The organism is Ensifer sp. VA4 (assembly GCF_055710065.1).
Map to the genome: position 1 here is coordinate 12,730 of NZ_JBVQPO010000019.1, position 19,472 is coordinate 32,201.

At 63.8% G+C, this 19,472-nt stretch carries 17 protein-coding genes; 7 read left to right on the plus strand and 10 right to left on the minus strand.

Annotated features, from left to right (window positions below; all coding sequences use genetic code 11):
- Positions 1-18 precede the first annotated feature (18 nt).
- Positions 19-2,319: an Orn/Lys/Arg family decarboxylase gene (locus AC0C6X_RS26940; protein ID WP_472956144.1), complete on the minus strand. Its 2,301-nt coding sequence runs from the start codon at positions 2,317-2,319 to the stop codon at positions 19-21.
- 551 nt (positions 2,320-2,870) lie between these two features.
- On the opposite strand from AC0C6X_RS26940, the gene AC0C6X_RS26945 reads away from it, so the two are divergent.
- A complete protein-coding gene (locus tag AC0C6X_RS26945) occupies positions 2,871-3,929 on the plus strand; it encodes a P1 family peptidase (protein WP_472956146.1) in 1,059 nt (352 codons plus the stop codon).
- 71 nt (positions 3,930-4,000) lie between these two features.
- On the plus strand, positions 4,001-4,867 hold the full coding sequence (locus AC0C6X_RS26950; RefSeq protein WP_173518825.1) for a D-amino-acid transaminase: 867 nt from the start codon (positions 4,001-4,003) through the stop codon (positions 4,865-4,867).
- On the opposite strand, the gene AC0C6X_RS26955 is transcribed toward AC0C6X_RS26950, so the two are convergent.
- Complete coding sequence (locus AC0C6X_RS26955; protein WP_173518824.1) at positions 4,864-5,793, minus strand: LysR family transcriptional regulator; 930 nt, start codon at positions 5,791-5,793, stop codon at positions 4,864-4,866. The genes AC0C6X_RS26950 and AC0C6X_RS26955 overlap by 4 nt on opposite strands.
- Positions 5,794-5,880: 87 nt before the next feature.
- Entirely contained in the window at positions 5,881-7,401 is a 1,521-nt protein-coding gene (locus tag AC0C6X_RS26960; protein WP_472956148.1) for a serine hydrolase domain-containing protein, read from the minus strand.
- Positions 7,402-7,674: 273 nt separating this feature from the next.
- Between AC0C6X_RS26960 and AC0C6X_RS26965 the strand changes: the two genes are divergently transcribed.
- Positions 7,675-8,715, plus strand: a complete 1,041-nt coding sequence (locus tag AC0C6X_RS26965; protein ID WP_173518822.1) for a dipeptidase — start codon at positions 7,675-7,677, stop codon at positions 8,713-8,715.
- A gap of 79 nt (positions 8,716-8,794) precedes the next feature.
- On the opposite strand, the gene AC0C6X_RS26970 is transcribed toward AC0C6X_RS26965, so the two are convergent.
- The gene (locus tag AC0C6X_RS26970) at positions 8,795-9,664 is read right to left on the minus strand and encodes a LysR substrate-binding domain-containing protein (RefSeq protein WP_173518821.1); all 870 of its coding nucleotides are present in this window, start codon (positions 9,662-9,664) and stop codon (positions 8,795-8,797) included.
- Between the two features lie 184 nt (positions 9,665-9,848).
- Between AC0C6X_RS26970 and AC0C6X_RS26975 the strand changes: the two genes are divergently transcribed.
- A complete protein-coding gene (locus tag AC0C6X_RS26975) occupies positions 9,849-10,838 on the plus strand; it encodes a quinone oxidoreductase family protein (RefSeq protein ID WP_472956149.1) in 990 nt (329 codons plus the stop codon).
- 34 nt (positions 10,839-10,872) lie between these two features.
- Here AC0C6X_RS26975 and AC0C6X_RS26980 read toward each other — a convergent pair whose 3' ends face one another.
- The 3 genes from AC0C6X_RS26980 to AC0C6X_RS26990 all read right to left on the minus strand — a co-directional run bounded on the left by AC0C6X_RS26980 (position 10,873) and on the right by AC0C6X_RS26990 (position 12,930).
- Entirely contained in the window at positions 10,873-11,568 is a 696-nt protein-coding gene (locus AC0C6X_RS26980; RefSeq protein ID WP_210266622.1) for a helix-turn-helix domain-containing protein, read from the minus strand.
- Positions 11,569-11,739: 171 nt separating this feature from the next.
- Positions 11,740-11,988: a DUF2798 domain-containing protein gene (locus tag AC0C6X_RS26985; protein WP_173518819.1), complete on the minus strand. Its 249-nt coding sequence runs from the start codon at positions 11,986-11,988 to the stop codon at positions 11,740-11,742.
- Between the two features lie 72 nt (positions 11,989-12,060).
- The gene (locus AC0C6X_RS26990; protein WP_173518818.1) at positions 12,061-12,930 is read right to left on the minus strand and encodes an NmrA/HSCARG family protein; all 870 of its coding nucleotides are present in this window, start codon (positions 12,928-12,930) and stop codon (positions 12,061-12,063) included.
- 112 nt (positions 12,931-13,042) lie between these two features.
- Here AC0C6X_RS26990 and AC0C6X_RS26995 point away from each other — a divergent pair, with 112 nt between their 5' ends.
- Positions 13,043-13,936, plus strand: coding sequence for a LysR family transcriptional regulator (locus AC0C6X_RS26995; protein WP_472956152.1), 894 nt, complete (start codon positions 13,043-13,045; stop codon positions 13,934-13,936).
- A gap of 51 nt (positions 13,937-13,987) precedes the next feature.
- On the opposite strand, the gene AC0C6X_RS27000 is transcribed toward AC0C6X_RS26995, so the two are convergent.
- Positions 13,988-14,851, minus strand: a complete 864-nt coding sequence (locus AC0C6X_RS27000; protein WP_472956154.1) for a DMT family transporter — start codon at positions 14,849-14,851, stop codon at positions 13,988-13,990.
- Between the two features lie 80 nt (positions 14,852-14,931).
- Between AC0C6X_RS27000 and AC0C6X_RS27005 the strand changes: the two genes are divergently transcribed.
- Both AC0C6X_RS27005 and AC0C6X_RS27010 read left to right on the plus strand, forming a co-directional pair.
- On the plus strand, positions 14,932-16,374 hold the full coding sequence (locus AC0C6X_RS27005; RefSeq protein WP_376741677.1) for an aminotransferase-like domain-containing protein: 1,443 nt from the start codon (positions 14,932-14,934) through the stop codon (positions 16,372-16,374).
- A 336-nt stretch (positions 16,375-16,710) separates the two neighbouring features.
- Positions 16,711-17,751, plus strand: a complete 1,041-nt coding sequence (locus AC0C6X_RS27010) for a glutamine synthetase beta-grasp domain-containing protein (protein ID WP_173518814.1) — start codon at positions 16,711-16,713, stop codon at positions 17,749-17,751.
- Positions 17,752-18,388: 637 nt separating this feature from the next.
- Here the strand turns inward: AC0C6X_RS27010 and AC0C6X_RS27015 are convergent.
- Together AC0C6X_RS27015 and AC0C6X_RS27020 are read right to left on the minus strand one after the other, a co-directional pair.
- Positions 18,389-18,712, minus strand: coding sequence for a YbaN family protein (locus tag AC0C6X_RS27015; RefSeq protein ID WP_472956179.1), 324 nt, complete (start codon positions 18,710-18,712; stop codon positions 18,389-18,391).
- Between the two features lie 64 nt (positions 18,713-18,776).
- On the minus strand, positions 18,777-19,466 hold the full coding sequence (locus AC0C6X_RS27020; RefSeq protein ID WP_173518812.1) for a DUF2161 domain-containing phosphodiesterase: 690 nt from the start codon (positions 19,464-19,466) through the stop codon (positions 18,777-18,779).
- Between the last annotated feature and the right edge of the window lie 6 nt (positions 19,467-19,472).

The following is a 19,472-nucleotide window of genomic DNA, read 5'->3' on the forward strand; positions in this document are numbered from 1 at the left end:
GTCGCTCCTGATGCCGGTTCAACGGGTCAAGCAGTAGACGCGATAGAGGCCGTCCTCGACCTCCACGCCGTGCGTGTCATGGGTGAAGCCCGGGAACCGGAGGTCGTAGGCTTCCAGCGCCTTGAGGTAGCCGAGGACAGGGCCGTCGGCCGGGCCGGTATTCTCGCCCGGCATCAACAGGGGAATGCCCGGCGGGTAGGGCACGACGCCGGTCGCGACCGTGCGCCCGGCCAGCTGGTCGAGGGGCACCTGTTCGACTTCACCGCGCACCAGCCGTTCATAGGCACGCACCGGGCTGAGATCCGGATGCGGCAGCACAGAGAAGGCGGCGGCCATCGAGGCCGTGGTCTTCAACTGGTCCATCGCGGTAAACATCGTATCTGCCAGATCCTTGAGACCCATGCCGGCGTAGCGTTCGGGATGGTCCTCGACCAGCGACGGGATCGCCACTTCGAGCGTGAGATTGGCGTCGTAGTCGCGCTTGAAGTCGCAGAGCGCGCTGACGAGCGATCCCCACTTGCCCTTGGTGATGCCCAGCGAAAACAGGAACAGGATGGTGAAATCGGTGGTCTTTTCCACCACGATGCCGCGTGCATCGAGATAGGCGGTGACAAGGCTCGCCGGAATTCCGACCGGCATCAGTCCGCCGCCCGCCGCAACCCCGGGTGTGACGACCGAGACTTTGATCGGGTCCAGCATGCAGTAGCCGTCCTCGATCTCGCCGAAGCCGTGCCAAGCCGCTCCGGGCTTCAGCACCCAGCAGGACGGGTCCGTCGCCAATGCTTCGGGCGAGGCTTCGTGGAAGGGGCTGGTGCGGCCGGTCTTCGGGTCGCGCACCGTGTCCGGCTGCCAGCAATCGAAGAACCAGTCGCCGCGTTCGGCGGCATCGTTGGCAAGCCGCGACATCATCAGGCGGAAGGCGACGGCTTCCTCGATCGATTCGTTGGTAATCGCGGGTCCGCCGGGGCCGTCCATCATGGCCGCCGAGACGTCGTTCGATGCAATGATCGCGTAGTTCGGCGAGGTCGAGGCGTGCATCATGAACGTCTCGTTGAAGATGCCATGCGGGATCGGTTTGCGGCCGTCGCGCACGTGGATGAAGGACGCCTGCGAAAGCGCGGCGAGCAGCTTGTGGGTCGACTGGGTAGCGAAGACGGTCGGCTTGTCCGCGGTGTGTGCCTTTGGATCGCCGTGCATTGCGTGCCGGGCGCGATAGATCGGGTTGAAGCGGGCGTAACCGTACCAGGCTTCGTCGAAATGCAGCCGGTCGACGCTGGCGCCGAGCAGTTCCTCGACCCGGGCGACGTTGTAGCAGAGGCCATCATAGGTAGAGTTGGTGATGATCGCGTGTTTCGGTTCCTGGTCCGCGAGGTCGGCCGCGAGCGGGTTCTGATCGATCGCCTTTCTGACCGCCGCAGCCGTCAGGTGCTCCGGCGGGATGGGGCCGATGATGCCGTAGTGGTTTCTGGTCGGCACAAGATATGTTGGCACGGCGCCCGACATTGTCATCGCGTGTTCGGCAGACTTGTGGCAATTGCGGTCGCAAAGCGCAATCTGGTCGCGGCTGACGCTCGCCATCAGGATGACGCGGTTGGAAGTCGAGGACCCGTTGGTGACGTGGTAGCTGCGGTGCGAGCCGAAGACGCGCGCGGCATATTTTTCGCTGGCGCCGATCGGCCCGGAATGGTCGAGCAGCGATCCAAGTTCGCCGACCGAGATCGAAAGGTCCGAGCGCAGCAACGGCTCGCCGAAGAATTCGAAGAAGGCGCGGCCGGGAGGCGACTTCAGAAAACCCGTGCCGCCGGTATGGCCGGGCGTGTGCCAGGAATATTCGTGGACTTGGGAGAACTGGGCGAGCGCCTTGAACATCGGCGGCAGCACGGTGGAGCGATAGCGCTCGATCGCCGCCTGGATGCGCCCGCCGACGAAGTCCATGGTGTCTTCGAGCATCCAGACGAAGTCGTCGACCTTGGCCATGATGTCGGCCGGAACGGTCGAAGCGACGCTGCGGTCGGCGAGCAGGAAGAGCGGCACGGTGCCGTTGCGCTTGCGCAGCGCCTCGACGACCCCGATGGATTGCTCGTGCCCCTTCGGTCCGAGGTCCCAGTCGACCAGTACGCATTGGAGAGCCGGGTCGGACCGGATCACGGCGACGCCGTCGTCTGCGCTTTCTGCGGTCACCACTTCGATCTGGCGCTGCTCGAGTTCTGATATCAGCGACCGCACGGCCCGGCCAGCCGCACTTTCTTCGCTGATCTCGTCGTCAAGAACGAGTGCTTTCATGCCGAGACGGCGGTGACCCCTGTTCAACGTGGTCATGTCCAATCCTCTCCGTAGTTCGGTGCTTGGTGCAGGCGGGGGTATTCTTCTGGCGTCAGCTTGCGGCCTGCGCCCTCCTTTCGACCGAAAGGAAGACGGACAGCAGCAGGCAACAAAGGCCGGCCTGGGGCTCGCTGCCGTAGACGGTCCACAGCGAAAAGATGAAGGCGACCAGCGCATAGGGTCCTGCCGAGACTTAGCCGCGCCACTGCGGACCTCATTTCCTGAGTTCTGCCGATGCTAGCATCAGGCGGCTTCGTCATGGATGGGGCGTTCCTTGCCAAAGACGAGGCGAACTTATGAACTGTCTCTTATGGTTGCAACTGCTTTGTTTTACTCGACTATCAGTGGCTGCCGCCTGCCTGGCGGCGATAAGGGAAATCGGCTTCGTCTTTCGCGGGTGTCGAAACGGTGTGATTGCCGGCGTTGCAGGCTTCTCATAAAACTATTCCATTTTTGAGATGCCGTTTTACCGCCGACGAAGGTAGGGTCCCCTGCGACGAAATGCCTGCTTCTCGATCGGGTCGGCGGACAGGAGGCGACGGGGAAAAATGACAGATATCAAATGCTTGCGACTTCGGGACCTCGGATTCTGGCCGGGAGTCTACGAGACCGGTCACTATAATGCCATCACCGATGTCGAGGGCGTCGCGGTCGGCCATGCCACCGTGATCGAGGCGGACCGCATTCGCACTGGCGCGACCGCCATCCTGCCGCATGGCGGCAACCTCTTTCAGGACAAGGTGCCTGCAGCGCTCGCCGTGTTCAACGGTTTCGGCAAGTTCACCGGGTCCACTCAGATTGAAGAGCTTGGCGAATTGGAGACGCCGATCGTTCTCACCAACACCCTGGCGACCGGCCGCGCCATCGAGGCGATCAACCGCTGGACGCTGGCGCAACCCGGCAACGAGAAGGTCGTGTCACTGAACGCGGTTGTCGGCGAGACCAATGATTCCCGCCTCAACGACATCCGCGCCGGCCGCCCGACGATTGACGAGATCGGTGCTGCCCTCGCGGCCGCCAGGACCGGGGCTGTGGAGGAGGGTGCAGTCGGCGCTGGAACCGGCACGGTGGCTTTCGGCCTCAAGGGCGGTATCGGCACCAGTTCGCGCCGCGTCAAGACCGCCGGCGAGGTCTTCACCCTCGGCGTGCTGGTTCAGACGAATTACGGCGGCCGGCTCACCGTTTGCGGCCGTGCCTATGACGCGCCGGCGGCGCACGACCGGGATGGCTCGATCGTCATCGTGATCGCGACCGACGCGCCGCTCTTTGCACGCAATCTCAAGCGCCTCGCCGAGCGCGCCTTCGGCGGCCTTGCCCGCACCGGGGCAGCGCTCAGCAACGGTTCCGGAGACTATGCGCTTGGCTTCTCCACGGCGCCTGCCGTACGCCGCACAAAGGCGCGGCGGGCAGCGATCACGCATTATCCGGACCTTCCGAACGACCTGATGTCGCCGCTCTTCGAGGCAGCGATCGAGGCGAGCGAGGAGGCGATCCTCAATTCGCTCACCATGGCACGCACGATGCATGGCTTCAACGCCGCGAGCGGCAAGCCAAGCACGGTCGAACCAATCTCGCTCGAGAGGCTTCGCGCCCTGAGCGGACACTGACAATTGCGCCACGGATCGCGAGCAAGCAGCGATCCAGTCTGCCCCCCCAAAGAAACGTTCACGGAGTCCACATGTCCCAGCCGCCCATTCGCACAGTCTATCTCAACGGCGCGTTTCTGCCGGAGAACGAGGCGCGCCTCTCGATCTTCGATCGCGGCTTCCTCTTCGGCGATGGCATCTATGAAGTGACCGCCGTGCTCGACGGCAAGCTGGTCGACAGCGCGCCGCATATGGCCCGACTGGAACGTTCGGCGCGCGAAATCGGCGTGCCGCTGCCGGTGTCGACCGAGGAGATCGTGGCGATTGAAAAGCGCCTGGTGCGAGACAACGACGTTCTCGAAGGCATCGTCTATCTCCAGCTCACCCGCGGTGTCGAAGACCGGAATTTCCTGTTCTCGGAGGCTATCAAGCCGACCCTCGTGCTCTTCACCCAGGAGAAGACGCTGGTGAGCGGCGCTGCGGCGGAGAAGGGGCTTTCGGTCAAGACCGTGCCGGACCAGCGCTGGGAACGCCGCGACATCAAGAGCGTCTGCCTGCTGCCGCAGGTGATCGCCAAGCGCATCGCCAAGGCTGAAGGCTGCGACGAAGCCTGGATGATCGAAGGCGGATTCGTGACCGAAGGCGCGTCCTCCACCGCCTACATCGTCACCGAGGATAACCGCATCATCACACGGGGCAACAGCCACGCAACCTTGCCCGGTTGCACCCGGCTTGCCGCCCTGGCGCTGGCCACCGAACAGGGGCTGACGTTGGAAGAGCGACCCTTCACGCTCGACGAGGCGTTGAACGCCCGCGAAGCCTGCCTGACAAGCGCCTCGAATTTCGTCGCGCCGATTACCCGCATCGACGGGAAGCCCGTCGGCTCCGGTGCACCGGGGCCGATCGTCAAGCGTCTGCGCGAGCTCTATCTGGAGCACGCGCGGCGGACGGCGATCTAGGTCGTCCGTGCGCGGTTGGACTGGCGCTCAGACGGCGCCTCCAGGCTCTGCCAGACCCGGCCGACGATCGGGCGACGGTTGTCCTTGGCGCGATAGAGGCGGATCTCGACGCTGACGTCCCAGCGCGGATCGGCGGCGCGCACCAGCGAGCCCTTCGCCAGTTCGGCCGTCATCAGGCTCTCGGGAACCCAGGCGATGCCCCAGCCGGCCTCGGCCATGGCCTTCAGCCCGACCGACATGCTGCCTTCGTGGACCCGCTCGGAGGCGGGCAGCTCCGGGCCGATCAGCTCGTCGAGAAGCTGGCCGAAGAAGGACGATTTCTCGTAGCTCAGATGCGGGAAGGGTATCGCTGCGTCTACGAGTGAGTGCAAGGGTGTGCCCGTTTTACTCGCCGCCGACACGGGAAGGATGCGCTCGTGGCCCAGCACGCGATGCTCGAAGGCTCGCGGGTCCAGCAGGTGTGGAACCTGGGTGTGGGCATAGGTGAGCAGGAAGTCGCACTCGCCGTCGACGAGCGAGTTGAGGTTTTCCTCCATGCTGCCGGAGTCCGGGCGAAGTCGTGAGAAGAGCGGCCCGATCCTGGCGTTGACGCGGCTCATCCACTCGGGAAAGAAGGTGAAGGAAAGCGTGTGCAGCGCCGTCAGCTTGATGGTGCGGGCGTCGGAGCCTTCCTCCTGCTGAAGGTTGCGCTTCGTCTGATAGAGCTGCTTCAGTGTTTCCTGCGCCACCGGCACGAATTTCGCGCCCGCTTCGGTGAGGCGTGAAGGATAGGTCGCCCGGTCGACGAGCGTCGCGCCCAGCCAGGCCTCCAATTGCCGGATGCGACGGCTGAAAGCCGACTGGGTCACGTGACGCTCGTCTGCCGCCTTGGAGAAGTTCAGTGTGCTGGCGAGCGCCAGAAAGTCTTCAAGCCATTTGATTTCCACGACATGCACTCCGGAAGTCCATTCCGCTCAGCCGGTCGCCGGGGGACAGGCTCCTTTGCGGCAGCGCCCGCGCGTCATCAAGAGAAATCAGGCACGGCGACGATATTCGATCATGCGGGCGCGGCTCGACACCAACTCGAGATGATCGGGCGCAAGCACATGCAGGCAGATGCGCTTGACCCAGGGACCGTCGATCAGGGTGAACAGGAAGCGGCCATTGCCGAGTGCAGTCAGCGCCATGGCGTGGCGGGTCGGGCCGACGCCCATCAAGACCGCGCCGTTCTCGATCGTGAATTCCGCGCCTTCGTCCGAGCGCCAGACGCCGGAGAGCGAAGCCGGCACCGGCTCATGCGTCGCCGCGGGAAGGAAGCGCCTGGCGGCATGGCCGACCTCGCCGACAAGCGCAGGACCATCGCGACGAAGCCGTATCGGCGCCGAGGCGGAGCGGGACGAGACCCAGCCCTCGCCGTCGTCATAAAGTGTCTCGTCGGCATCGAGATAGGTGCAGGTGCTGTCCTTGATCTCAATCCACCAGGGACCGGTCTCCGTTACGTACAAACCGTCGCCGAGATCGGCCGCGGGAGCCGGCAGGGGGAGACTGGTGAGCGCCGCCATGCCTTCGAGCGCGATCTTGTAGCCGTTGGTGTCTTCGCGGTTGGAAACGACAACGAAGCCGGCGCCGGTCTTAGGATCAAGCAGGAAATAGGTCTTGTAGCCGGGATGCGAGCCGCCGTGGCCGACGAATTCGTGCGCGCCGAGCCAGGACTTGCGCAAGCCCAGACCGTAGCCGGTCGGCCGTCCGTCGGCGAGAAAGCGCGTTGCCTGCAGCCTGTCGAGAAGGCCGGCGAAGCGACCTTCATCGTCGAGCAGGGCGTGGAGCCAGGTGGCGAGCGCCCGTGCGCTGCCCGTCAGGCTGCCCGATGCGGAGATGTGCAGACCGGCGGCGGAAAGCTGCCAGCGTTCCCCCGAATGCCAATAGCCGGGAACGAGGCCCTTCACCGGGTCGTTCCAGACGTCTGGCGCCTTCAGCGCGACGCGAAGCGGCGTCGCGATCTCGCGCTCAACGAAGTCGTCGAAGCGGAAACCCTTGCGCTCGAGCGCGGCTTCGACGAGGCGGTAGCCGGTGTTCGAATAGGAGACTTCGCGGCCGGCATCGAAATTCAGCCGATCGAGGCGCGAAATGTAATCGAGCAGCGGTCCCGCCTTCGTCTCCGTATAGACCGAGAGGCCGAGCAACGACAGGCATTCGCGGGTATCCGGCAGCCCGCCACTCATGTCGAGTGCCTGCCCGACGGTGACTTCGGCAAGCGGTGAACGCAATTCCGGAAGGTGTTGGCCGAGCGGATCGTCGAGGCCGATCAGATCATCGTGAGCGAGCACCATCGCCGAAAAGACATGCTTGGTGAGGGAGGCATAACGCACCACGCTGTCGACCGTGAATGGGGCAAACGTCGCGAGGCTCTCGACGCCACCCGCATGCGAAAAGCAGGTTCCGGATCTGTCGAAACCAATGACGGCGCCGCCCGGCTGATCTTCTGTCCATTGTGCGGTCAGGCGCTTTGCGGTTGCTTCGGCGGCTTGCCAATCCAGCGATGCCGGCTTCGTCATGTCCATTCTCCATTCCGTTTGCGGCGGCTCCCGCGCGCATTTTCCGACTAAGCATGACGGCCGCCCTTGCTGCCAATTCCGATTCCGGCAGGGCCTATGCACGGTTTGCATTTGCCCGGCGTGCCTGCCGTGCGCTAGAGGGCGTGGTTCGGATGAACGCACTAAGGACGCTCTTTGGAAAAGGGGTGCGGTGCCTGCATCCAAAGTCTATGGTCCGTCCGCGACTATCCATGAGTCGCGCACAGGACAACAGGTTGAGAAGGCGATCCAGAATTGGCGATCCAAGCGAAAATTCCGGTCTTTGACGGACATAACGACGTGCTGTCGCGGCTCTGGCGTTCGCCGGGCGGCGCGCCGGAACGCCGCTTTCTCGATGGCGTCGACACCGGGCATATCGACCTTGACAAGGCGGAGGAGGGCGGTTTGGCCGGCGGCCTGTGCGCCGTCTACGTGTCCTCTCCGGGGCTCGCGAAGGACGGCAGCGGCGAGTTTGCGACGCCGGATCAGGCGAGCGCGCTCGAAGCGACGCTCGGCATGGCAAGCCTGTTGATGCGGATCGAGCGCCAGTCGGAGGGACGATTGAAGATCTGCCGGAGTGCGGCGGATATCCGCGGCGCCATGGCCAAGGGCGCGTTTGCGTCGGTGCTGCATATCGAAGGCATCGAAGCTGTCGGCGCCGATCTCGAAGCGCTCTACGTGCTCCATGCCGCCGGCCTGCGTACGCTTGGGCCCGTGTGGAGCCGGCCGAACATCTTCGCCTATGGCGTTCCATTCCGCTTTCCCTCCTCGCCCGATATCGGCCCGGGCCTGACCGAAGCCGGCAGAGATCTGGTGCGCGCCTGCAACGAGCTGAAGATCGTGCTCGACCTCTCGCACATGAATGAGCAGGGTTTCTGGGATATCGCCGCTTTGTCGCAGGCGCCGCTGGTGGCATCCCACTCCAACGTGCACGCGCTCTGCCCGCACAGCCGCAATCTCACCGACCGGCAGCTTGACGCAATCAAGGACACCGGCGGTCTCGCCGGCATCAATTTCGGTGTCCTGTTCCTGCGCTCCGATGGCGTCAAGAACCCGGATACGCCGCTGTCGCTTCTGGCCGATCACATCGATTACATCGTCAATCGTATCGGCATCGAGCATGTCGCGCTCGGCTCGGACTTCGACGGAACGACGATCCCGGCCGCGATGCGCAGTGCGGCCGACCTGCCCCTGCTTGTCGATCTCCTGCGCGAGCGCGGCTACGACGATGCGGCGCTTGCCAAGATCTGCCACGGCAATTGGATCAGTGTTCTGGAGACGACCTGGGGAGCTTGAAAACCGTCGCGATCTTTCGCGTTCGCGCCTTGCGCTTTTTGATACTTCGCCTGTTGCGCAAAACCGCTGCGCGACGGGTTTAAGTCTTCGGCGCCAGAGGCAGCCCCTCCAACAGAACGGCGATCGCCGCGTCGACGACGGCTGCGCGGCGGTCCCTGGCAAAGAGCCCGTATTGGACCGGAAGCGGCTTCGGCACGCCGGCGGAAGCGGTGAGCACGCGCATCTTACTCGCCCGCACCGCCTCCGGCGGCAGCAACCCGATGCCGAGCCCGTTTTCTATGGCGGCCTGCAGGGCCGTGATGCTCTGGCTCGTAAAGGTGATCCGGTGTTCCCGCCCCTTGTCCGCCAGCGTTTCGATCATGCGCCGGCGCCACAGGCAGGGTGCAGCGAAGGCGACGAGATCGATCGGCCGCGTCTCATCGAGCGCATAGTCCGCAGCGCAGACCCACTGCAGCTCGACGTTCCAGGTGGTCACTGCATCGGCGGTCACGACGGAGGTCGGCACGACCATGATATCGAGATCGCCTTCGGGCCAGGACTTCCCGAGTGCGACGCATTGCTCGACGACCACGTCGAGCCGGATTTCCGAATAGCCGCGCCGCAGCCGTCCGAGCGCTTCCGGCAGTGCCGTCGTCGCCACTTCCTCGGCAAGGCCGACGCGCACGCCGCCGCTTAGCTCCGTCTGCCGGAGGCGGGCCGCCGCTTCGTCGCCGAGTGCGAGCATACGGGTCGCGTATCCCAGGAACAGCTCGCCCTCGGGCGTCGGCACCACACCGCGGCCCGTGCGTTGGAACAGCTGGCGACCGAGCAGGCTTTCGAGCCGTCGCATCTGCATGCTGAGCGCCGATTGGGTGCGGCCGGTCTGGGTGGCGACACGGTTCAAGCTGCCCTGCCGGCAGACGGCGACATAGGTGCGCAGCAGGTCGATGCCGATCTGATCAGATATCATATACTTTGAACTCTGTTGTCATAGATATCAGTCTACAATGGGAACGTTGGGATGGCTATCTATTAGCTGTGATCAGAGAGGAGCGCTTCAAGCGACGTTGCCCGTGACAGCCAAGCCGGCATCCATCGCCGTCTAGGCGCCGTTATGGCCCCGCCGCCAGCATCCCGTCCAAAGGAAGAAACGCATGAAAGCAATTCGCGTGCGCCAGCACGGCGGGCCGGACGTGCTCGCCTATGAAAATGTCGAGATCGCCGAGCCCGGGCCAGGCGAGGTTCGCGTTCGCAACCGCGCGATCGGCGTCAATTTCGTCGATGTCTACCTGCGCCGTGGCTCCTATCCGCCGCCGCAGTTCCCATTCACGCCCGGAAAAGAAGGGGCAGGCGAGGTGATCTCGGTCGGACCTGGCGTCGAGGGCTTCAAGCCGGGCGATCGGGTCGTCTATGCCGAGGCGCTCGGCGCCTATGCGGAAGAGCACAATGTGCCTGCTCATGTCCTCGTGCACCTGCCTGATGATATCGGCTTCGAGACTGGTGCAGCGATGATGCTGAAGGGTCTGACGGCGCAATATCTCTTGCGCCGCACCTTCCGGGTCGGGGCCGGTCACATCATCCTCGTCCATGCGGCGGCGGGCGGTGTCGGCCTGATCCTCACACAATGGGCGAAGCATCTCGGCGCAACGGTCATCGGCACGGTCGGCTCAGCGGAAAAGGCCGACCTCGCACGGGCAAATGGCGCCGACCACGTGATCGACTATGGCAAGGAAAACTTCGTTGCGCGTGTTCGCGAGATTACGGAAGGCAAGGGCGTCGATGTCGTCTATGACGGCATCGGCAAGTCGACGTTCGAAGGCTCGCTCGACAGCCTGCGGCCGTTCGGCCACTTCGTGAGCTTCGGTGCGGCGTCCGGTCCCATCGCGCCGTTCGACATCACGATACTGGCGACGAAGGGCTCGCTCTACGCCACCTGGCCGCTGTTGCCCACGCATCTGGCGCGGCGCGACGACGTGCTTGCCATGAGCAAGGACCTCTTCGACGTCGTCGCGAGCGGCGCGGTCAAGATCCCAGTCCACGCACGCCTGCCCTTGGCGGAGGCGGCCGAGGCGCACCGCCGGCTCGAAGGACGCCAGACGACGGGTGCGATGGTGCTGTTGCCTGACCGTGTCAGGGAAGTCTGAGAGCTTGTGTCAGTGAGCTGCCTTCGGTCTCCACTCAAATTTCCTGGCTGCCCTCAGACTTCCCGGAGGCATTCAACCGGTTTTCGGCGCGGGTCACCGCAAGGCTGTCGGCCGGGTTGCCTGACGGATCGCCGTCACCGAAGACATCCATGGTGCAGGTGTGCAGGATTGTGGTCGGCTCGCCGGTGTGGTTCCACATCGTGTGGGTGCGCACCGACGGAAAATGCGCGGAATCGCCGGCCTCCAGCACCATGCGCTCGCCGTCTACCTCCAGCGTCAAGGCACCCTGGAGTATGAAGAAGATCTCTTCGCCCTCGTGCGACATCGGTTCGCTGCGGTGTCCCGGTGGCTCGTGGATGATGGTGCTCCGGAGCACATTGCCGGGGAAGGAAGCGGAGAGCCGTTCGTAGGAGACGGAGTTGCCGCCTTCTCCGCCGAGGCCGTAGACCGGTCGGTGGTCGCGACGGGTGAAGGGCGTCGCGACCTTCGGCGGGTTGAGGAAGCTGCCGGCCTCGACCTTCAGCGTCCGGCACACGGCGATCAGCGAAGTCAAGGAGGGAACGGTGATGCCGCGCTCGATCTGCGATATGAAGCCGACAGAGAAGCCCGCCTCGTCGGCGACTTCCTGAAGCGTCATCTTCAGCGCCTTGCGCCGTTGGCGCAGGCGATCGCCGAGCGGCGTCGCCTCTGCCCCGCCGGTCGGTGCGCCGCTGGCCTGGTCCGTTGTCACTGTCTGTCCCCTTCTCGTCACTGCTCAAGCTAGGGTGCAGCCCGATTTCCTGTCAATCGATTTTAGATATCCTAAAAATCTTGGACGGCGGCAGAAGGCCAGAAACGGCGAAGGGGCGGGCTCCTGGCGGGTGGCTGCCGAGGGTGAGAGCAGAGGAGTGCGCTATCCGCCTCAAGGGCTACTGCGCGTTTGCTCCACCGTCGCCGCCACGATCCGGCGGACGAGCGGAAGAACCACGAGCAGACTTGGGAACGCGACCAGCCAGGAGAAGGCCCAGGCCTTGAGCCACAACGCCAGGAGGCCTGGCTGAAGGCCGCTGCCGCTGGCCGTCGAGACGAAGGAGACGATCGACGACATCAGGACGGAGAGGACCAATGGCATGACGATTGCCTGGTAGCGATGTGGAAGCTTCTTTGGCATGGGGATGAACTCCAGGATGTTGAAGAAAACGGTCTTGTCGGTCGGCCGGAATGGCCCGGACGATCCTTGCCGTCAGGATTGCGCCATCTCGCGGATGAAGCCTTGGAGGCTGCGGGGTTCACGCTGAAGGGCCGCCCGAAGCGTCAGGCTGTTTCCGCCGAGTCCCGCCTCCGCATAGTGGGCATGCACCTTGGCCAAAAGGTCGAGTTGGTGGTCGGTGTACTTTGCAAGGATCGGTCTTGCCCATTCTTGAAAGTCGATGGTTCCGGCAACGATCGGCCGCCCGAGGGCTTCGCCCATCATTCGGGCGATCTCCTCGCGATTGTGCCGGCCTTCGGCGCAGAGTTCGAGTGTTGCGAAGGCGAGCCGATCCTCGGTGAGCGCGATTGCCGCAACCTCGGCAATATCGCGGTAATCGACACGGGCGATACGGGCCGTCGTCGGGAACGGTTCGGCGAAGGTGCCGGTTGCAAGCACAGTGGGCCAAGCAGAGCGAAGGTTCTGCATGAAGTTTGCCGGATGCAGGATGGTGTATTCGAGGGGAGACGAATAGAGCGCGTCCTCCACCGGGATCTTTGCCGCATGGTTTTTCAATCGAATATGGCTCGGCTGGATAACGGAGGAGAAGACGAACTTCCTGACACCGGCACGCACCGCGGCTTCGACCATCGACACGCCCATCGCCGCTTCATCCGGCGCGAAGGCCGGCCCGATATGGAAGACGCCGGCGGCGCCCTCGAGCGCCCGGTCGAGGCTTCCTCGCTCACGCAGGTCGCCAATGGCGATTTCGGCTGCGCCGAGGGATTTCGCAAGCGTGCCATGCGCTTCGTTGCGGATCAACGCGCGGACCCTTGCTCCCCGCCGCGCCAGTTCCGGGACGACGAGGCCGGCAAAGCGACCGGTGGCGCCGACGACAAGGATGGTATTGGAGCGCTGGCTCATGGGGGCTGCCTTTCGTGCCGTCGAGGAGCGATGACCTCAAGCTAGTGAGTCAAAACAATGCGGACAATCCACGTCAGATGTGATTTATTCTCCCGGAAAACGGGATTATCTCATGAGCCGCATCGAAGACCTGGAAGCCTTTCTGGCGATCGTGGAACAGGGCAGCCTGACGGCTGCGGCCAAACGGTTGGGGCGACCGCTTCAAACCGTCAGCCGTTCGCTCGCAATGCTCGAGGCAGGCGTAGGCGTGGAACTGGTGCATCGGACCACGCGGCGCTCGATGCCGAGCGAGGCTGGCGAGAGCTTCTATCGGCGCATCAAGTCGGCGGTGGAGGAGATCCACGACGCGCGCGAGGAAGCTGCGCAACGCCGGTCCGAGCCTTCAGGCGTGCTGCGCCTCGGGGCGCCCAATCTGTTTGCGCCGCGGTTCCTGATGCCTGTCATCGCCGGCTATATGGCGAGGTACCCTGAGGTCGAGGTCGATCTCGATCTCTCCGATGCCTTCGTCGATCTCGCCGGCAGCGGGCTCGATATGGTGATACGGATCGGCGACCTCGCGGATTCGGGACTGACGGGCAAACGGCTGGGTGCGCTCCGCCGTGTCGTTTTCGGCGCGCCCTCCTATTTCGCCCGTTTCGGTCGGCCCACGCATCCGCTGGAACTGGCTGAGCATGGCTGTGTCACGCGCACGGGCGACGAGCGGCCTGGTGCCTGGATGTTCACCATCGACGGCAGGGCGCGGGCGATCAAGGTCGGCGGCAAGTTGCGCACCAACTCGATGAACGCGATCTACGCGGCGGTGGAGCAAGGCCTTGGTCTTGGCTACTCGCCGCTCTGGCAGATCAAGCACCTGATCGACGCGGGCAAGGTCGAACTCGTGCTCGAAGACTTCGAACCCGCACCGGTGCCGATCCATGCGCTCTGGCTGGAAGGGCGAACTCCGTCTGCAAAGATCCGCTGCTTCCTGGATCTTCTCGGCGAACACCTGAAGCTCGATCAGCTTTGAAGCGGGGTGAGGGTGCTTCGTCCGCCGCCCAATCTTGATCTCTGAAGGCGCCTACTTCGCGAATTTCTTGGCGCCGGCGACGCAGAACACGATCGCGCCCGTGGTCGCCAGCATGCCCCAGCTTACGGCTTCGCCCAGCAGCGTTGCCGCTAGCGCCAGACCGAAGAAGGGCTGCAGCAATTGCAACTGGCCGACGCCGGCGACGCCGCCAAGCGCGAGGCCGCGATACCAGAAGACGAAGCCGACGAGCATGCTGAAGACCGATACATAGGCAAGCCCCGTCCAGGCGGCGTGATTGATCGTCGAGAAGGAAGCCGGCATGGTGAAAAGCGTGAGCGCGAGCATGATCGGCAGTGACAGTACCAGCGCCCAGCAGATCACCTGCCAGCCGCCGAGCCTGCGCGAAAGACTGGCGCCTTCGGCATAGCCGAGGCCGCAGACGATGATGGCGCCGAGCATCAAGAGGTCGCCGACGGGAGATGCGGCGAAGCCCTGCATCAGCGCAAAACCGACGACTGCCGCACTTCCGAGGGAGGAAAATAGCCAGAAGGCCGGGCGCGGCCGCTCGCCGGCACGCAGCACGCCGAAGATGGCGGTTGCCAGCGGCAGCAGTCCGACGAAGACGATCAGATGCGCCGAGGTGACATGCTGCAACGCCAGGGCGGTCAACAGCGGGAAACCGAGAACGACGCCGAAGGCGACGATTGCGAGCGAAACGAGATCGGCCCGCGCCGGGCGCGACTGGCGGAAGACGACAAGCAGCGCGAGTCCGAGCAGGCCGGCGATCGCCGCGCGCGCCACCGTCAGAAACACTGGATCGAAATCCATCACCGCAATGCGTGTCGCCGGCAGAGATCCGCTGAAGATCAATACCCCGAGAAAACCGCTTACCCAACCGTCTGCCGTCTTGTCCATAATAGGCTCCTTTTTCGCCTGTATCGGTCGAGCGGGCTGGTCTCGCCAGAGACAATACGGTACAGTTTTTCCAAACTGTAATGGATACTCGGGCAGTACGGATGACGATGCAAGAATTCGGTCTCGGCAGCGAGACACTGCTCGAAGGCGTGATGGCGACAATCCGGCAGCGGATCTCGGCGCGCGTTTTGACACCGGGGGCGAAGCTGCCGTCGATCCGCGCCTTCGCCAAGACCATGCGCGTTTCCAAGTCCACCGTCGTCGAAGCCTATGAACGGCTTGTGGCCGAAGGGGTCATCCGCTCGAAGCCGGGTGCCGGTTTCTTTGTCTCGGCGCCCCTGGCGCCGCTGTCTTTGGCCGAGATCGGCCCGCGGCTCGACCGCGCCGTCGATCCGCTCTGGGTCTCGCGCCAGGCGCTGGAAACCGGCGACACCGTGCTGAAGCCGGGCTGCGGCTGGTTGCCGCCGAGCTGGATGCCGGAGGCGGCCCTGCGCCGCGCGCTCAAGTCCGCCGCCCGGCTGGAGGCGAGCGGTCTGACCGACTATGGAACGCCGCTTGGCCATCGGCCGCTGCGCCAGCTTCTGGCGCGGCGTCTCGGCGAGCATGGCGTCGAGGCGTCGCCCGATCAGATCATCCTGACGGAATCGGGGACGCAGGCGATTGACCTTATCTGCCGCTTCCTGCTGGAGCCGGGCGATACGGTCGTGGTCGACGACCCCTGCTATTTCAATTTCTATGCCTTGCTGCGCGCTCACCGGGCCGAGGTGGTCAGTGTTCCCTATACGCCCACGGGCCCCGACCTCGAACGATTTGCCGAAGTCCTGGCAGCGCATCGGCCGCGGCTCTACATCACCAATTCCGCAATCCACAATCCAACCAGCGCAACGCTCTCGCCCGTTGTCGCGCATCGCCTGCTCAAGCTTGCCGAGCAGGCGGGGCTGACGATCGTCGAGGATGATATCTTTGCCGATTTCGAACATGTGCCGGCCCCGCGGCTCGCCGCCTTCGACGGGCTTGATCGCGTGGTGCAGATCGGCAGCTTTTCCAAGACCCTCTCCGCCTCGATGCGCTGCGGCTTCATCGCCGCGCCGCGCGACTGGATCGAAGGGCTCACCGACCTGAAGATCGCCACGACCTTTGGCGGGCCGAGCCTTGCGGCGGAACTCGTTTTTACGATGCTCAAGGACGGCAGCTATCGCAAGCACATGGAGGCGCTGCGCCAGCGCCTGGCGCGAGCGATGGCCGACACGGCAGGACGGCTCACGGATATCGGCATCAAACCGTGGATCGAGCCGCAGGCTGGGATGTTCCTCTGGTGCCGCCTGCCGGAGAGTATCGATGCGGCCGAGGTGGCGCAAAAGGCGTTGCTTGAGGAGATCGTGTTGGCACCCGGCAATGTCTTCAGCCATGCCGGCACGGCCAATGACTTCCTGCGCTTCAATGTCTCTCAATGCGAAGACGAGCGGCTTTTCAAGGTCCTGCCTTCGATCATGCGCCAATGCGGCGTTGCGGGGGCGGGCTAAGTGGGATCGCCCGCCAACGACAGTTGCACTTTTTGGAGGCAACCGCCGGCGATCTCCGGGGAAGGACGGCCGATCTCAGCCTCGCCGATTTGCTTTGCCGCGGAGTCGAGCAGCTTTCGCCTATTTTTTGTGCATGGCGCTTCTTCCTTGCGCTGATGCATCGGCTCGTCAGCGTTCACGGGTGCCGGCAATAATCAATTCTCTTGGATTTTCGGCGCTGAATCCGAATTGGCACGATTAATGCTTCTTAACAGGCATCGGTCGTCGGGCAAGCCGATCTGGATTGCCCAGCCGCTTCGGAACCCAGCCATTCCTGGCGTCAAGTGAGAGAACGAAATGACAAAGTTTAAGCTCGAATACATCTGGCTCGACGGTTACAAGCCTACCCCGAACCTGCGCGGCAAGACCCTTATCAAGGAATTCGACGCTTTCCCGACGCTTGAACAGCTTCCCTTCTGGGGCTTCGACGGCTCGTCGACGATGCAGGCCGAAGGCAGCAGCTCTGACTGCGTGCTGAAGCCGGTTGCCGTCTATCCGGATCCGGAGCGCAAGAACGGCGCGCTCGTTCTCTGCGAAGTCATGATGCCGGACGCCAAGACGCCGCATCCGTCCAACACCCGCGCTTCGATCCTCGACGACGAAGGCGCCTGGTTCGGCTTCGAGCAGGAGTATTTCTTCTATCAGAACGGCCGCCCGCTCGGCTTCCCGGAAGCCGGCTTCCCCGCGCCTCAGGGCCCCTATTACTGCGGCGTCGGCTACAGCAACGTCGGCGATGTCGCCCGCAAGATCGTCGAAGAGCACCTCGACATCTGCCTGGCTGCCGGCATCAACCATGAAGGCATCAATGCGGAAGTCGCCAAGGGCCAGTGGGAATTCCAGGTGTTCGGCAAGGGCTCGCGCAAGGCCGCCGACGAAATCTGGCTCGCCCGCTACCTGCTGCAGCGCCTGACGGAAAAATACGGCATCGATGTCGAGTACCACTGCAAGCCGCTCGGCGACACCGACTGGAACGGCTCGGGCATGCATGCCAACTTCTCGACCGCCTACATGCGCGAAGTCGGCGGCAAGGATTACTTCGAAAGCCTGATGGCTGCCTTCGCCGAAGCTCGCGCCGACCATATCGCGGTTTACGGCCCGGACAACCATATGCGCCTCACCGGCAAGCACGAAACCGCCTCGATCCACCAGTTCAGCTATGGCGTGGCTGACCGCGGTGCTTCGATCCGCGTTCCGCACAGCTTCGTCAACAACGGCTACAAGGGCTACCTGGAAGACCGCCGCCCGAACTCCAAGGGCGACCCCTACCAGATCGCATCGCAGATCCTGAAGACGATCGCAACCGTTCCGACCGGCGCCGAAAATCGCGAAGCCGCCTGATTTTCAAGCCCGGCGCACACGAGGGCGCCGGGCCAAAATCAACGGGGTTGCGCTTTTCGCGACCAACAAAAAACGCTCCGCAGTTCAAGTTGCGGAGCGTTTTTTGTTGGTCCTATAGCTGTTGGCTCAGGCGACGCGCACGAAATGATCGGGCTCAACATCGCGGTTCGTCTCCTGGGGCACGGCAGAGCGGCGGCGCGTTTCATCCGCTTGCGCCGAGCTCACCTGGGCGTCCGGATCGTCGAAGCGGATATCTGAGTCGGGCACGGCCGAAAGCAATAGCTTAGTGTGGGGGTGCGCCGGCGGCCGACCGACGCGCGTGCTCCGGTCACAGGAGGTCAACAAAGCGTGCGAATCCCGGTCTGTCTCGGATGCGTGGCTGCGATGGCGGTTTGGGAAAAAGGGCGGGCGGGACGCGCGACCTAAGCGCGCCGCTCTGCAAATTGCACGTTTGTACAACTTTGTTCTTGAGTTGTTCGAAATATATCTTGATTTACAAAAACACTAAGTATCGATATTTGCGCGCTCATAAAGTGTAATTTCAAGAACTGTGCGACCTTTTCGAGTGGGGCCAAGTATTTCTTGAGAGGAAAAGTATCGTTTTCCTGCAGGGCGGCGCAGGTAGTTCTCCGGATGGCTATTCCGCGGGACGCGTCAGGATGAACAGCGCCGGGAGCGTCATTGCCGCTGCGACGATCGCCGTCAGCACCAGACTCGGATGCACGAAGAAAAGGAAGAGCCCGAAGCTTGCGGCCATCAGGCTCACCGCGCCGGTTTTGGCGCGCCTGGAGATCGCGCCCTTTTCACGCCATAGCCGCAGCGATGTGCCGAAGATGTGATGGTTCAGCAGCCATTGCTCCAGTCGCGGGGAAGCGCGCGCGAAGAGCCCCGCAGCCAAAAGCAGGAATGGGGTCGTTGGCAGGACGGGGAGGAAGGCGCCGATGACGCCCAGCCCGACCATCAGCCATGCCAGGCAGAGGCAGAGGATGCGAAGGGCGGGGTTCACGTGATGGCTCCAGACGGCGTCATGCTTCGGTTGCCTCGGCGATTGACGTTGTGGCCGTCTCGCTCGGTGGCCAGCGGCGAAGCGCCTCGACCCCCAGTTCCGTCAGGGCATAGATGCCACGGTCGATCCGCTCGAACCAGCCATAAACGTTGCTGAGCAAGATCTTGGCCGCATCCGGTGCGACTGCGCGAAGGTCGCGCGGACGCAGCTGACCGTTCTGCAGGGCGGCGGCACAGGCAAGCGCCTGCTGCCGATAGGCGGTCATGATCGGCGAGCGCGTAACGCCACCGGCGGTCGGATCGCCCTTGCGGCGGCGATGCTCGCCGATCAGTCGCGACCGCTTCCTGTTGTTCTTGCGGGGCATTACCGCGGAGGCTGCGAGAATGACGTCGACCATGCCGTTGTCGGCGACCGCCAGCACGCCGAAACCGAGCCTGCGGCAGAGATCGCGGAAGCGGCGATCGCTCTCCCGTCCCTTGCCCTTGGCCGAGACGCGGGCGGCGATCCATACCTCGTCGCCGGCGGCGGCGCGGTCGACGGCCTGCAGGATCAATTCGAGATTGAAGCTCAGCTTGAGTTCGCAGATGACGACCAGCGGCGGCTCGTCATCGCTGAGCGCCACGATATCGCAGCCGCCGATTTCGCCCTTGACGCTGTAGCCACGGGCCTCGAGAAAGTTCTTGATCGGCTGATAGAGGGTCGTCTCCAAACCCGG

Excerpts from the sequence above, each read along its gene's own strand:
- AC0C6X_RS26940 (WP_472956144.1), bottom strand. The coding sequence starts at position 2,319 with ATGACCACGTTGAACAGGGGTCACCGCCGTCTCGGCATGAAAGCACTC.
- AC0C6X_RS26945 (WP_472956146.1), top strand. The coding sequence starts at position 2,871 with ATGACAGATATCAAATGCTTGCGACTTCGGGACCTCGGATTCTGGCCG.
- AC0C6X_RS26950 (WP_173518825.1), top strand. The coding sequence starts at position 4,001 with ATGTCCCAGCCGCCCATTCGCACAGTCTATCTCAACGGCGCGTTTCTG.
- AC0C6X_RS26960 (WP_472956148.1), bottom strand. The coding sequence starts at position 7,401 with ATGACGAAGCCGGCATCGCTGGATTGGCAAGCCGCCGAAGCAACCGCA.
- AC0C6X_RS26970 (WP_173518821.1), bottom strand. The coding sequence starts at position 9,664 with ATGATATCTGATCAGATCGGCATCGACCTGCTGCGCACCTATGTCGCC.
- AC0C6X_RS26975 (WP_472956149.1), top strand. The coding sequence starts at position 9,849 with ATGAAAGCAATTCGCGTGCGCCAGCACGGCGGGCCGGACGTGCTCGCC.
- AC0C6X_RS26985 (WP_173518819.1), bottom strand. The coding sequence starts at position 11,988 with ATGCCAAAGAAGCTTCCACATCGCTACCAGGCAATCGTCATGCCATTG.
- AC0C6X_RS26990 (WP_173518818.1), bottom strand. The coding sequence starts at position 12,930 with ATGAGCCAGCGCTCCAATACCATCCTTGTCGTCGGCGCCACCGGTCGC.
- AC0C6X_RS26995 (WP_472956152.1), top strand. The coding sequence starts at position 13,043 with ATGAGCCGCATCGAAGACCTGGAAGCCTTTCTGGCGATCGTGGAACAG.
- AC0C6X_RS27000 (WP_472956154.1), bottom strand. The coding sequence starts at position 14,851 with ATGGACAAGACGGCAGACGGTTGGGTAAGCGGTTTTCTCGGGGTATTG.
- AC0C6X_RS27005 (WP_376741677.1), top strand. The coding sequence starts at position 14,932 with ATGGATACTCGGGCAGTACGGATGACGATGCAAGAATTCGGTCTCGGC.
- AC0C6X_RS27010 (WP_173518814.1), top strand. The coding sequence starts at position 16,711 with ATGACAAAGTTTAAGCTCGAATACATCTGGCTCGACGGTTACAAGCCT.
- AC0C6X_RS27015 (WP_472956179.1), bottom strand. The coding sequence starts at position 18,712 with ATGGTCGGGCTGGGCGTCATCGGCGCCTTCCTCCCCGTCCTGCCAACG.